Annotated in this window: 11 protein-coding genes; 3 read left to right on the top strand and 8 right to left on the bottom strand. The window is 72.5% G+C overall.

Going from position 1 to position 12418, the window contains the following annotated elements; genetic code table 11:
• The first annotated feature begins 62 nt into the window (after window positions 1-62).
• Complete coding sequence (locus ACIGCK_RS01695; RefSeq protein WP_396663301.1) at window positions 63-824, top strand: IclR family transcriptional regulator; 762 nt, start codon at window positions 63-65, stop codon at window positions 822-824.
• A gap of 14 nt (window positions 825-838) precedes the next feature.
• On the opposite strand, the gene ACIGCK_RS01690 is transcribed toward ACIGCK_RS01695, so the two are convergent.
• From ACIGCK_RS01690 to ACIGCK_RS01675, 4 genes are all read right to left on the bottom strand, one after another.
• On the bottom strand, window positions 839-3055 hold the full coding sequence (locus ACIGCK_RS01690) for a heavy metal translocating P-type ATPase (protein ID WP_396663299.1): 2217 nt from the start codon (window positions 3053-3055) through the stop codon (window positions 839-841).
• Window positions 3052-3276 carry a heavy-metal-associated domain-containing protein gene (locus ACIGCK_RS01685; protein ID WP_396663298.1) on the bottom strand — a complete coding sequence of 75 codons (225 nt, stop codon included), beginning with the start codon at window positions 3274-3276 and terminating at the stop codon, window positions 3052-3054. Before ACIGCK_RS01685 ends, ACIGCK_RS01690 begins: the two co-directional genes overlap by 4 nt.
• A 127-nt stretch (window positions 3277-3403) precedes the next feature.
• On the bottom strand, window positions 3404-3901 hold the full coding sequence (locus tag ACIGCK_RS01680) for a MarR family winged helix-turn-helix transcriptional regulator (protein ID WP_396663296.1): 498 nt from the start codon (window positions 3899-3901) through the stop codon (window positions 3404-3406).
• 37 nt (window positions 3902-3938) lie between these two features.
• Window positions 3939-4949, bottom strand: a complete 1011-nt coding sequence (locus ACIGCK_RS01675) for a LacI family DNA-binding transcriptional regulator (RefSeq protein WP_396663294.1) — start codon at window positions 4947-4949, stop codon at window positions 3939-3941.
• Between the two features lie 71 nt (window positions 4950-5020).
• Between ACIGCK_RS01675 and ACIGCK_RS01670 the strand changes: the two genes are divergently transcribed.
• The gene (locus tag ACIGCK_RS01670; RefSeq protein WP_396663293.1) at window positions 5021-5776 is read left to right on the top strand and encodes a ThuA domain-containing protein; all 756 of its coding nucleotides are present in this window, start codon (window positions 5021-5023) and stop codon (window positions 5774-5776) included.
• Window positions 5749-6870 (top strand): Gfo/Idh/MocA family protein, encoded by a 1122-nt coding sequence (locus ACIGCK_RS01665; protein WP_396663291.1) that lies wholly within the window; start codon window positions 5749-5751, stop codon window positions 6868-6870. The genes ACIGCK_RS01670 and ACIGCK_RS01665 overlap by 28 nt, the downstream gene beginning before the upstream one ends.
• On the opposite strand, the gene ACIGCK_RS01660 is transcribed toward ACIGCK_RS01665, so the two are convergent.
• The 4 genes from ACIGCK_RS01660 to ACIGCK_RS01645 all read right to left on the bottom strand — a co-directional run bounded on the left by ACIGCK_RS01660 (window position 6822) and on the right by ACIGCK_RS01645 (window position 12332).
• Window positions 6822-9062, bottom strand: a complete 2241-nt coding sequence (locus ACIGCK_RS01660) for a glycoside hydrolase family 3 N-terminal domain-containing protein (RefSeq protein WP_396663977.1) — start codon at window positions 9060-9062, stop codon at window positions 6822-6824. The two genes, ACIGCK_RS01665 and ACIGCK_RS01660, sit on opposite strands and share 49 nt — an antisense overlap.
• Before the next feature lie 65 nt (window positions 9063-9127).
• Window positions 9128-10021: a carbohydrate ABC transporter permease gene (locus tag ACIGCK_RS01655; protein ID WP_396663289.1), complete on the bottom strand. Its 894-nt coding sequence runs from the start codon at window positions 10019-10021 to the stop codon at window positions 9128-9130.
• Window positions 10018-11037, bottom strand: a complete 1020-nt coding sequence (locus ACIGCK_RS01650) for a carbohydrate ABC transporter permease (protein ID WP_396663287.1) — start codon at window positions 11035-11037, stop codon at window positions 10018-10020. Before ACIGCK_RS01650 ends, ACIGCK_RS01655 begins: the two co-directional genes overlap by 4 nt.
• Before the next feature lie 11 nt (window positions 11038-11048).
• Window positions 11049-12332 carry an ABC transporter substrate-binding protein gene (locus ACIGCK_RS01645; protein WP_396663286.1) on the bottom strand — a complete coding sequence of 428 codons (1284 nt, stop codon included), beginning with the start codon at window positions 12330-12332 and terminating at the stop codon, window positions 11049-11051.
• Between the last annotated feature and the right edge of the window lie 86 nt (window positions 12333-12418).

The raw sequence follows: 12418 nt of genomic DNA, 5'->3' as shown, positions 1-12418 counted from the left end.
GTCTTTCCATTCCTCGGATAGCGGGTGCCGTTCGATCCTGCGGGGGCGTACCATCGGCGATCATGAACCGTCCCTCTCAGCCGGACACGGAAGCCGGTCGCTCGACCGTGGACACCGTGATGTCGCTGCTCGGCGCCTTCGACGAGCGCCACCGCGTCATGGGGGTGCGCGAGCTGGCGCGTCGCTCCGGCATCCCGCGCTCGACCGCTCACCGCGCGATCGGGCAGCTCGTCGCGTGGGGTGCGCTCGAGCGCACGGATGACGGCGTGCAGATCGGCGTGCGGCTGTTCGAGATCGGCACGCTCGCGCCCACCCACGCACGCCTGCGCGAGGCGGCGCTGCCGTACGCGCACCACCTCGCCGAGTTCACGCGGCTCACCGTCAACCTCGCCGTGCGGGAGGGTTCGCAGATCGTCTACCTCGAGAAGATCACGCAGGCCTCGCATCGCGTCTCGCACACGCGTCTCGGCGGTCGCGGCGACGCCCACGCCACGGGGCTCGGCAAGGCGCTGCTCGCCTTCGCTCCCGCGAGCGAGATCGATGCCGTGCTCTCGCAGCCCCTTCGGCCGGTCACGCCGCACACGATCGTCGATCCCGCCCTCCTGCGCCGGGAGCTCGCGGCCACCCGCGCGCGGCGCGTCGCCTTCGACCTCGAGGAGTCGCGGGCCGGCCTGTTCTGCGTCGCCTCGCCGATCCTGGATGCCGCGGGCGCGCCGATCGCCGCGATCTCCGTCACCGGAGCCACGACGCGGGCCCAGGTCGAGGAGCACGCGGGGGCGCTGCGCACGGCGGCGCTGGCGATCGGCCGCGCCGTCGCTCCCTGACCGGGGGCCCGGCCTCAGGGGCGGAAGCGACGCAGCCGCAGGCTGTTCATCACGACGAACACCGACGAGAACGCCATCGCGGCGCCCGCGATGAGGGGGTTCAGCAGACCCAGCATCGCGAGCGGGATCGCCGCGACGTTGTAGGCGAACGCCCAGAAGAGGTTGCCCCGGATGATCGCGAGCGTGCGGCGCGCGAGGCGGATCGCCACCGGGACGGCGCCGAGGTCGTCGGAGACGATCGTGATGTCGCTCGCGGCCATCGCGGCATCCGTGCCCCCGCCCATGGCGAGTCCCAGGTCGGATGCCGCGAGTGCCGCGGCGTCGTTGACGCCGTCGCCCACCATGGCCACGACGCGCCCCTCGGCCTGCAGCGCCCGCACGATGTCGAGCTTGCCCTGCGGCGTGACACCCGCACGCACGTCGTCGATGCCGACGGCGCGGGCCACCTCGTGCGCCGCGCCGGCGTTGTCGCCCGTGACGAGGATGGGGCGGAGCCCGAGCGCGCGCAGGCGCCTGATCGCGGCGGCGCTCGTCGGCTTGACGGTGTCGGCGACGGCGATCGCGCCGAGGGCCCGACCGTCGACGGCGACCGCGATGACGGTCGCCCCGGCGTCCTCCTGCGCACGGGCCCACTCCGCCGCCTCGCGGGGCACGGGAACGCTCCACTGCTCGGCGAGCCACGCCGCGCGCCCCGCGACGACGGCGCGGTCGCCGACGGCGGCCTGCACCCCGAAGCCGGTGTGCGCGACGAAGTCCTCGGCATCCTGGGGGGCACCGTGGGCCTCCACGATCGCCTGCGCGATCGGGTGCTCCGACCCCGCCTCGGCCGCGGCGGCCCACGCCACGAGCTCGGCGGGGTCGACGCCCTCGACCGCGTGCACGGCGGCCACCGCCATGCGGCCCGTCGTGACGGTGCCGGTCTTGTCGAGCACGATCGTGTCGACCGTGCGCGTCGCCTCGAGCACCTGGGGCCCGCGGATGAGGATGCCCAGCTGCGACCCGCGGCCGGTTCCCACGAGGAGCGCCGTGGGGGTCGCGAGCCCGAGGGCGCAGGGGCACGCGATGATGAGCGTCGCGATCGCCGCGGAGAGGGCGACCTCCGGCGTCGCCCCCGAGAGGAGCCAGCCCGCGAGGGAGACGAGCGAGAGCCCGATGACGACGGGGACGAAGACCGCCGAGACGCGGTCGGCGAGCCGCTGCACCCGCGCCTTGCCGGTCTGCGCCTCCTGCATGAGGCGACCGATGCGCGCGAGCTCGGTGTCGGCGCCGACGCGCGTGATCTCGACGCTCAGCCGCCCGCCGACGTTGAGCGTCGCGCCCGCGACGCGGTCGCCGGGCCCCACCTCGACGGGCACCGACTCGCCCGTCAGCATCCGCGCGTCGATCGCCGACGTGCCGGCCGTCACGAGGCCGTCGGAGGGGATCTTCTCCCCGGGGCGCACCACGACGACGTCGCCGACCGCGAGCGCCGCGACGGGCACGCGCCGCACGGAGCCGCCCTCCACGACGCTCGCCTCGGTGGCGGCGAGGTGCAGCAGCGCGTCGAGCGCCTCGGACGATGCGCGCTTCGCGCGCGCCTCGATGTAGCGGCCCGCGAGCAGGAAGACCGTGACGGCGGCGGCGACCTCGAGGTACAGCTCGCCCGAGGCGTGCGCGGGGTCGCCGATCCAGCGGAACGTCATGGTCATGCCGGGCTCGCCCGCCATCCCGAAGAACAGGGCCCACAGCGACCAGCCGAAGGCCGCGAGCACACCGAGGCTCACGAGCGTGTCCATCGTGACGGCAGCGTGGCGGGCGTTGACCGCCGCCGCACGGTGGAAAGGCCAGGCCCCCCACACCGCGACGGGCGCCGCGAGCGCCAGGGCGAGCCACTGCCAGTTCGTGAACTGCAGCGCCGGCACCATCGACAGCACCGCGACCGGCAGCGCGAGGACGGCGCTCACGACGAGGCGGGTGCGCAGTGCGCTGAGCTCGTCGGGGGCGGATGCCGCGGCATCCCGTTCCGTCGCCGCGTCGGGCGGAGGGGGGACGCTCGCCGAGTACCCGGCGCCCGCCACGGCGGCGAGGATGTCGTCGACGCTCGCCCCCTCGGCACGCACCCGCGCCTTCTCGGTGGCGTAGTTCACGCTCGCCTCGACGCCCGGCAGCTTGTTGAGCTTGCGCTCGATCCGTGTCGCGCACGACGCGCACGTCATGCCCCGGATGTCGAGCTCGAGGTCGGCGGCGCTCACGCGGGTGCGCCGGTGAGCGTGTAGCCGGCCTCCTCCACGGCCTCCCGGAGCGCGGCGGCGTCGACGGGCGCGGCGCTGGTCACGCGCACGCGCGACGCCTCGCCCGCGCGCAGATCGACGTCGACGGCGTCGACGCCCGGGATCTCACCGATCTCCTCCGAGACGCTCGCGACGCAGTGCGCGCAGGTCATCCCGGAGACGAAGAGCTCGGTAGTGGTCATGACGGTCCTCTCATCTCGGGCGAGGGAGGGCGGAAGCGATACCCCGGCCGGGTATCACCCTCGCACGCACGAGATACAACGTCAAGTACCCCCCTGGGGTATTCCCTCCGCGTGGCCGCCGGAGTCGTCAGCCCTCCCGGCCGAGTTGGCGCAGCACGCGCGCGAGCGTCGCCTGGTCCTCGCGGCTCACGCCGCTCAGCGCATCGGCCTCGACGCGCGCCAGCTCGGTCATCGCGGCATCCACCCGCTCGATGCCCTCGAGCGCGAGCCGCACGAGCACCCCGCGCCCGTCGCGGGGGTTGGGGCGCCGCTCCACGAGTCCGCGCGCCGACAGCTTGTCGAGCCGCGTCGTCATCGCAGCGCTGCCGATCATGGTCGCGGCGATGAGCTGCGCGGGGTTCAGCTCGTGCGGGGCGTCCGCGCGGCGCAGCGCCGCGAGCACGTCGAACTCCCACACCGCCAGCCCCGCGGAGCCGAAGGCCTTCGACCGGAGGCGGGAGAGGCGGTGGGCGGCGCGGCGCAGGCGGGACATGACATCCAGCGGCGTGAGGTCGACATCCGGAAGGTGACGCGACCACGCGTCGATGATGAGGTCGACCTCGTCATCGCGCTCCGCGGCATCCATGTCTCCGACCGTATCGCGTGCGAACCGCCGGGTCGCGTCAGCGGCCCGTCGACGCGCGGACGACGAGCGAGGTGGGCAGCACGACGTCGTCCGCGGCGTCCAGCCGCCCCTCGATCGAATCCAGCAGCGCCACCGCCGCGGCCGCCATCGCGCGGATCGGCTGGCGCACCGTCGTCAGGGGAGGTGCGAGCCACCGCGCCTCGCGCACGTCGTCGAACCCCACCACCATGACGTCGCGCGGAATCGTCATGCCGAGAGCCGCCGCCGCGGCGTAGACGCCGGATGCCATCTCGTCGGAGCAGGCGAACACGCCCACGCGGGCGCCCGCCTCCCGCGCGCTCCGCAGCGGTCCCCGCACCCCCGCCCCCGCCGCCGCCATGGACCACCCCGACGAGACCTGCTCCACCGGGGCATCCGGGCGCAGGTGCCGGAGCCGGTCGAGGAAGCCCCCCACGCGCGCACGGCCGAACCGATAGGCCGGCACCCCGCCGATGACGACGAACCGCTCGGCGCCCCGCTCGACGAGGTGGGCCGCGGCATCCCCGCCCCCCTGTCTATCGGTCGTGCGAACGCTCGCCGCGGGCAGCCTCGATTCCCCCCTCGGGTCCAGCAGCACGATCGGGATGCCCGCATCGCGCAGCGCGGCCACCTGGGTGCGGGTCGGGGCGATGAGCCCCAGCACGACGCCCGCCGACCCCCGGGCGCGGATGCGCATCGGCCAGTCCTCGTCGGGCTCGTCGCGCTCGGTCGTGAGCACGAGGTCGTATCCGCGGGACACCGCCTCGGCCACGGCGCCCGAGATCGCCTCCTCCGCCCACGACGCGTCGAATCCCGACAGCACCAGATCGATCAGGCCGCCCGACCCCGCTCGGGGGCGCCCGCGTCCGTCCCCCGCACGGGTGTAGCCGGCATCGCGGGCGGCGCGCTGCACCCTCATGCGGGTCGCCGCGCTCACCTGGCCCGTGCCCGACAGGGCCCGCGACGCGGTGGCGACGCTGACTCCCGCCGCGCGCGCGACGTCGGTGAGGGTCGCGCGCGTCGGGGACATCCCGATATTTTTGCGCAAATTCATCCGGCTCGGCCACCGCGGATGACACTCTCGGGGGAGGAGAGGAAGCCATGCCCCGCAACGACGCCCCCGACGACCAGGCCCCCGTCGCCTCGTCCCCGCCGACGCGCCTCGCCCTGATCGTGCGCGGCGGGTGGGAAGGCCACCACCCCGTCGCGGCGACCGAGCTGTTCCTGCCGGTGCTGCGCGAGAGCGGGTTCGAGATCCGGATCGAGGAATCGCCCGACGTCTACGCCGACGCCGGCGTCATGCGAGACGTCGACCTCGTGGTGCAGTGCATGACGATGTCGGAGATCTCCCGCGAGGCGGTCTTCGGCCTGCGCGACGCCGTCGCGGCGGGCACGGGCCTGGCGGGATGGCACGGCGGGATCGCCGACTCGTACCGCGGCAGCTCCGACTACCTCCAGCTCGTCGGGGGCCAGTTCGCCACGCACCCCTCGCGTGCCCCGGAGGATCGCCCCGGCGACGAGCGCGACAACTTCCTCCCCTACCGCGTGGAGATCTCCGAGGCCGGGCGCGAGCACCCCATCACCGCCGGGGTGGGCGACTTCGAGCTCACGACCGAGCAGTACTGGGTGCTCCACGACGACCTCATCGACGTGCTCGCCACGACGACGCATCCCGTGCAGCCCTACCACCCGTGGCACCGGCCGATCGTCTCGCCGGCGGTGTGGACGCGCCACTGGGGCGAGGGCCGCATCTTCGTGGCGACGCCCGGGCACACCCCCGAGGTCCTCGAGCAAGCCCCCGTCCGCACCATCATCGAGAGAGGCCTTCTATGGGCAGCCCGCACACCATCGGAGTGATCGGCCTGGGAGTGATCTCCGGCGCGTACCTCGACACGCTCGCGAGCCACCCCGACGTGCGGATCGCCGCCCTCGCGGACCGCACGCCCGAGCGTGCCGCAGACGTCGCGGCGAGCATCCCCGGCGCTCGCGCCTGCACGACCGCCGACCTGCTGGCCGACCCCGAGATCGAGCTCGTGCTCAACCTCACGACCCCCGAGTCCCACGCCGAGATCGCGATGGCGGCGCTCGCGCAGGGCAAGAAGGTCTACGGCGAGAAGCCGCTGGCCGCGACGATGCCGGATGCCGCGGCCATCGTCTCCGCCGAGGCGGGCGGCGGGCTCGTCGGCTGCGCGCCCGACACGGTGCTCGGCACGGGGGTGCAGACGGCGCGAGCGGCGATCGACGACGGGGCGATCGGTCGTCCCGTCTCGGCGAGCGCCACATGGGTCGCCCCCGGCCACGAGCTGTGGCACCCGAACCCGGACTTCTACTACCGCCCCGGCGGCGGGCCGCTCCTGGACATGGGGCCGTACTACCTCACGACGCTCGTGCACCTGCTGGGGCCGGTCGTCGCCGTGCAGGGCGCGACGAGCCGCACGCGGGACCACCGCCGCCTCGAGGCGGGGCCGCGGGCAGGAGAGATGATCGGCGTCGAGATCGACACGCACGTCACCGGCATCCTCGAGCACGCGGGCGGGGCCCTCAGCACGATCATGATGAGCTTCGACGCCGCCGGCACCCGCGCGAACCCGATCGAGGTGCACGGGGAGCACGGCAGCATCGGCGTGCCCGACCCCAACCACTTCGACGGCGACGTGCGGCTCCTGCGCCGCGGCGAGCAGGAGTGGGAGCTCGTTCCGCCCTCCGCGGGCTACGTCGAGGGCTCCCGCGGCGTCGGAGTGCTGGACTTCCTCGCCGGGCACCGGCGCGCCGGCGGCTCGCTCGCCCTGCACGTGCTCGACACGATGTCGAGCCTGTTCGTCTCCGCGCGCGACGGCCGCCGCGTCACGGTCCCCACAACGGCCGAACGGCCGCCGCTCGTGCCGCTGACGGCCGGCTGGCGTCACACGGCCTCGCCGACGGGCGCGCTCTCCTCCTCGACGCGCACGTAGCGGCCGTCCGCCACCGTCACCGCATGCACCGGGCCCGTCAGCGTCACCGCGGCGGTGGTCTCCTTCGTGGCGCAGTCGGGACCGACCCACAGCTCGATGCGGCCGGGCTCGACGATCCGCGCGCCCTCGCGGCCGGTGAAGGCCAGACGGGCGGTCGGCACGCGGAAGCGCACGGTGCGCTCCTCGCCGGGCGCGAGCTGCACGCGGTGGTAGCCGAGCAGCTGCGCGACCGGCCGCGTCACGCTCGCGAACTCGTCGCGCGCGTAGAGCTGCACGACATCCACTCCCCCGCGCGCACCCGCGTTGCGCACGCGCACCTCGACCTCGAACTCGCCGGACGTCGCGGCCTCGGCGGCCGTCGACAGCCCGGAGTGCTCGAAGCTCGTGTACGTCAGGCCGTGGCCGAACGGCAGCGCGGGCGCGCTGTCGGCGCTCGTGACCTCGCTGGGTCCGCCGAGGACCGGATGGAGGTAGGAGTAGGGCTGCGCTCCCGCCGATCGCGGCAGGGACACGGGAAGCCGGCCGGAGGGCGCCGCCGCCCCGGAGAGGATCTCGGCGATCGCGGGAGCACCCTCCTCCCCGGGGAAGAAGGCCTGCACGACGGCCGACACACTGCCGTGGAGCGCCCAGTCGATGGCGTACGGGCGCCCCGAGAGCACCACGAGCACGACGGGTGTCCCCGTCGCCGCCACGGCCTCGACCAGCCGGCGCTGCACGCCGGGCAGCTCGAGGTCCTCGACGTCGTTGCCCTCGCCGACGGTGCCCCGGCCGAAGAGGCCTGCCCAGTCGCCCACGACGACGATCGCCGCGTCGGCGCCGGTCGCGGCATCCACAGCGGCAGGGATCGCGGACGTGTCGTCGCCCTCGATCTCGCACCCGCGGGCGTAGGCGATCTCGGCGTCGCCGAACGCTCCGGCGATCGCCTCCCGCAGCGTCGGCGACGCGAATCCCGATGGCGTGCCCGGGTGGTGCACGAGGACGTGGTTGACGAAGGAGTAGCACCCGAAGAGGGCCTCGACGGAGTCGGCGTTCGGACCGATCACCGCGAGGCGCCGCGGTGCGTCGAGCGGCAGCGTGCCGTCGTTGGCGAGCAGCACGACGGACTCCTGCGCGATGAGACGCGCAACCTCCCGGTGTGCCGGGGTGTCGAGGTCGATCTCCGTCGGCGGTGCCGCGAACTGCTCGTCGAGAAGACCGAGCTCCTCCTTCTGGCTCAGCACGCGGCGCACGGCCCGGTCGATGACGGCCTCGTCGACGAGGCCGTCCCTCACGCGCTCGGCGAGCGGTTCGAGGTACGCGTCGCCGGTGGGCAGCTCGACGTCGATGCCCGCGGTCAGCGCGAGCGCGGCGGCCTCGCCGCGGTCGGCCGCAACGGCGTGCATGCTGTGGAGGAACGCCACCGAGAAGTAGTCCGACACGACGACGCCGTCGAAACCCCACTCGTCGCGGAGCACACCGGTCAGCAGCGCCGGATCCGCCGCCACCGGGACCCCGTCGATCTCCGCGTAGGAGTTCATGACCGAGCGCACGCCGCCGTCGCGCACGGCCATCTCGAACGGGGGGAGCAGCACGTCGCGCACCTCGCGGTTACCGGCGTGCACGGGGGCGTGGTTGCGGCCCGCGCGCGACGCCGAGTAGCCGACGAAGTGCTTGAGCGTCGCGTGCACCCCGGCATCCTGGATGCCGCGCACATAGGCGGTGCCGATCGTGCCCACCACGTAGGGGTCCTCCGCGATGCACTCGTCCACGCGGCCCCATCGGGCATCGCGCACGACGTCGAGGACGGGCGCGAGCGTCTGATGGATGCCGAGCGCCCGCATCGAGTCGCCGATCAGACGCCCCATCCGCTCGACGAGGTCGGGATCGAACGTCGCGCCCCACGCGAGCGGGGTCGGGAACGTCGCCGCCTTCCACGCGGCGAGACCCGTGAGGCTCTCCTCGTGCACGATCGCGGGGATCCCCAGGCGGGTCTCGTTCTTGAGCCGGCGCTGCTCGGCCCACAGCCACGCGGCGCGCTCGACGGGATCCACCGGGCGGGTGCCGTAGACCCGCGTGAGGTGCCCCAGCCCGTGCGCGGTCGCTTCGTCGTACCGGCCCGACGTCGCCATCTCGCCCTGCATGGGGGCCACGACCTCGTCTCCCTGGTCGACCCAGAAGCCGACCAGCTGCGCGAGCTTCTCCTCGAGCGTCATCTGCGCGAGCAGCGACTCGACGCGTGCGGAATCAACAATGGTCACGTGTGTGCTCCTAGCGAGGGTCAGCCCTTGACGGCGCCCGTCAGACCGCCGACGATGCGGCGCTCGAACAGGCTGAAGAAGACGAGGGCGGGGATCATCGACAGCGAGGTGAAGGCGAGCACCCGGGCCGTGTCGACGGAGTATTGCGACGAGAACGCCTGCACGCCCAGCGGCAGGGTGAAGCTCGCCTCGTTGTTGAGGATGAACAGCGGCAGCAGGTAGCTGTTCCAGCTGCCGATGAAGGCCAGGATGCCGGTCGTGATGACTCCCGGCATCGCGAGCGGGATGACCATGCGCCAGAAGAAGCCGAGGCGGCTGGCGCCATCGATGAAGGCGGCCTCCTCGATCTCGTCGGGGATCGCCCGGAGGAACGGCACCAGGATGATGATCGTCACCGGGAGCGCGAAGGCGATCTGCGGCAGGATCACACCGGGCAGCGAGTTCATCAGGCCGAGGTTGCGCACGACGATGTAGAGCGGCGTGATCGCGACGGTGATGGGGAACATCAGGCCCGCGGCGAAGAGGGCGTAGAGCACGCCGCGCCCTCTGAACCGGTAGCGCGCCAGCACGTAGCTGGCCATGAGCCCGAGGCCGACGGCGCCCGCCGTCGTGGCGAGGGCGGCGATGGTGGAGTTGAGGACCTGCTGCCAGAACATGGGCCCCGCGAGGACGACGAGGTAGTTCTCGACGTTCCACGGCGCGGGGAAGCCCGCGGGGTCGGTCGTGATCTGCGCGTTCGTGCGGAATCCGCCGAGGACGATGTAGGCGACCGGCACCAGGATGAGCGCGATCACCACGAGCGCGATGAAGTAGACGAGCGGGTTGCCCCAGGGCAGCCTCTCCCGATGCGGCCGCGCGCCGACGCGCCGACCCCGGGGCGCCCGGGTCGTGATCAGTTCCGTTGCGGTGCTCATTTGCGTGCGTCTCCCGTCAGTGCGCCATCGGTGTCACGCCGCAGCACGAACCGCTGGTAGAGCAGGGCCACGACGAGCGAGATGACGAAGATGACCACGGCGACGGCGTTCCCGTAGCCGTAGTTGCCGGCGTTGCGTCCCTCGGACACCATGTAGGTCGCCATCGTCGACGTGCCCGCCGTGGTGGCCACGTACTGGCCCCAGATGATGTAGACGAGGTCGAACAGCTGCAGCGAGCCGATGATCGAGAGGAACGCCCAGATGCGCAGGGTCGGCCCCAGCAGGGGAAGGGTGATGGTGCGCTGGATCTGCCAGAAGGACGCCCCGTCGATGGCCGCGGCTTCCGACAGCTCCTCCGGGATCCCCTGAAGACCCGCGAGGAACAGGATCACCGCGAAGCCGAAGTACTTCCAGGTGATGATGACCATGAGGGTCCAGATGGCGATGTCCGGATTGGCCAGCCAGTCCTGCTGAAGGCCCGCCAGCCCGATGTTCTCGAGGAAGCCGTTGGCGGCGCCGTTCTGCTGGAGCATGAGACTCCAGCCGACGCCCACCACGACCTCGGCGATGACGTACGGGATGAAGATCAGCACGCGGATGATCGACTGCCCGCGCATCCGGCGGTTCAGCAGCAGCGCCAGCAGGAGCGCCGCCGGCCCCTGCAGCACGAGAGACATCACCACGATGAAGGCGTTGTGGCTGAGTGCCGCGTGGAACGACGGGTCCTGCAGGATCAGCAGGTAGTTGTCGAACCCGACGAAGTCGGTCGGGGCGCCGAAGCCCTTCCAGTTGAAGAAGCCGTAGTAGGCGGCGGCGGCGACCGGGAAGATGACGAAGCCGAGGAAGACCAGCAGGGCCGGTCCGACCAGGATGGCGACCTCCAGCCGGCCCGCCCATCCGAGTCCCTTCGCGCGCCGCCGCACGGGCGGGGGCGACGCCTGGGCATCGCCCCCGCCGTGCCGCGCGAGCTCGGAAGGAGAGGAGGTCTCCGTCAGCGAGTTCTCGCGGACATGCATCCTCTTGTTCCCTATCCCTTCGCGGCGGCCGTGTTGACGGCCTCGACGAGCTGCTCGGGGCCGCTGTTGCCGGCGAGCAGGTCGACGACCGCGACGTTGAGCGCGTTGCCGACGTTCAGGCCGTAGACCGTGTCGAGCCACTGCGAGACATAGGGCGCCGCGTTGTAGGCCTCGATGATCTGCTGCAGGTAGGGCTCCGTGACGGCCTCCTGCGCCACCGTGTTCACCGGCGGGGCGTTGAACGCGGCGTAGTACGCCTCCTGCACCTCTGCCTGGGCGAGGTAGTTCAGGAAGTCGACGCACGCGTCCGGGGCATCCACGTAGCAGGAGTAACCGTCCACGCCACCGAGGATCGAGCCGGGCTCGCCCTCGCCGCCCGGGACCTCCGGGAAGGGGAACCAGCCGAGGTCGGGCAGCGGCTGCTGGTCGGGCGTGAGGGAGGCGATGACGCCGGGGTTCCACGCGCCCATCAGCTCCATGCCGGCCTGGTGGTTGGCGAGCAGGCCGGCGGAGGATCCGGCGCCCTGCTGGGCCGACGTGGTGAGGAAGCCGCTGTTGTACGGCTCCGTCTCGGCGAAGTCCTGCAGGTTCTGCGCGGCGTCGAGCCAGCACGGGTCGGTGAAGTCCATCTCCGCCGCGGCATCCGCCAGCGTGTCGGGGCTGCACGCACGCAGGGCGAAGAAGTAGTACCAGTGCGCGGCGGGCCACGCGTCCTTGCCGCCGAGCGCGATCGCCTCGACACCGGAATCCTTCAGGGCGTCGGATGCCGAGATCAGCTCGTCGATCGTCGTCGGGGGCGCGGCGATGCCGGCGTCGGCGAAGAGGTCCTCGCTGTAGAAGATGCCGCCGGGGAGGACCGCGACGGGCATCGCGTAGACGCTGCCATCGAGCGTGTTGGCGCCGAACGACGCCTCGGGGATCTCCGTCGTCGCCGTCTCCGACAGCACGTCCGTGAGATCCTTCAGCTGGCCGGCCTCGACCATCGCGGCCATCTTGCCGCCGCCGCGCTGCAGGAACAGGTCGGGAGCGTCGCCCGAGTTCAGCGCCGTCTGCAGCTTGCCGTCGAGCTCCTCGTTCTGCAGGGCCTGGATCTCGATCGTGACGCCCGGGTTCGCCTCTTCGAAATCGGCGACCGTGGTCTCCCAGAACTCCTGGCCGGGGCCCGTCGTCGAGTTGTGCCAGAGCGTCATGCTGACGTCGCCGTCGGCATCCGACGACCCGCCGGCGCAGCCCGCGAGCGCCAGAGCGCTGACCGCCACCGTCGCAGACGCGACGAGGACCTTCTTCGCTTTCATGTGATCCAACTTTCTCCTCGTTGAGTGGCCCGTCGTGCATCGACAGCCATGCCGGATGCGACGGCGTCGTCCCGCGGACATCGGGG

It is taken from the genome of Microbacterium sp. NPDC078428, from assembly GCF_044542535.1.
Lineage (GTDB): Bacteria > Actinomycetota > Actinomycetes > Actinomycetales > Microbacteriaceae > Microbacterium > Microbacterium limosum.
The sequence above is the reverse complement of the archived record's forward strand: the minus strand, read 5'-3'. Positions and strand labels throughout refer to the sequence as shown.

Coding starts and splice junctions, on each gene's coding strand:
- ACIGCK_RS01695 (WP_396663301.1), top strand. CDS start 63: ATGAACCGTCCCTCTCAGCCGGACACGGAAGCCGGTCGCTCGACCGTG.
- ACIGCK_RS01685 (WP_396663298.1), bottom strand. CDS start 3,276: ATGACCACTACCGAGCTCTTCGTCTCCGGGATGACCTGCGCGCACTGC.
- ACIGCK_RS01680 (WP_396663296.1), bottom strand. CDS start 3,901: ATGGATGCCGCGGAGCGCGATGACGAGGTCGACCTCATCATCGACGCG.
- ACIGCK_RS01675 (WP_396663294.1), bottom strand. CDS start 4,949: ATGTCCCCGACGCGCGCGACCCTCACCGACGTCGCGCGCGCGGCGGGA.
- ACIGCK_RS01670 (WP_396663293.1), top strand. CDS start 5,021: ATGCCCCGCAACGACGCCCCCGACGACCAGGCCCCCGTCGCCTCGTCC.
- ACIGCK_RS01665 (WP_396663291.1), top strand. CDS start 5,749: ATGGGCAGCCCGCACACCATCGGAGTGATCGGCCTGGGAGTGATCTCC.
- ACIGCK_RS01660 (WP_396663977.1), bottom strand. CDS start 9,062: ATGACGCTCGAGGAGAAGCTCGCGCAGCTGGTCGGCTTCTGGGTCGAC.
- ACIGCK_RS01655 (WP_396663289.1), bottom strand. CDS start 10,021: ATGAGCACCGCAACGGAACTGATCACGACCCGGGCGCCCCGGGGTCGG.
- ACIGCK_RS01650 (WP_396663287.1), bottom strand. CDS start 11,037: ATGCATGTCCGCGAGAACTCGCTGACGGAGACCTCCTCTCCTTCCGAG.
- ACIGCK_RS01645 (WP_396663286.1), bottom strand. CDS start 12,332: ATGAAAGCGAAGAAGGTCCTCGTCGCGTCTGCGACGGTGGCGGTCAGC.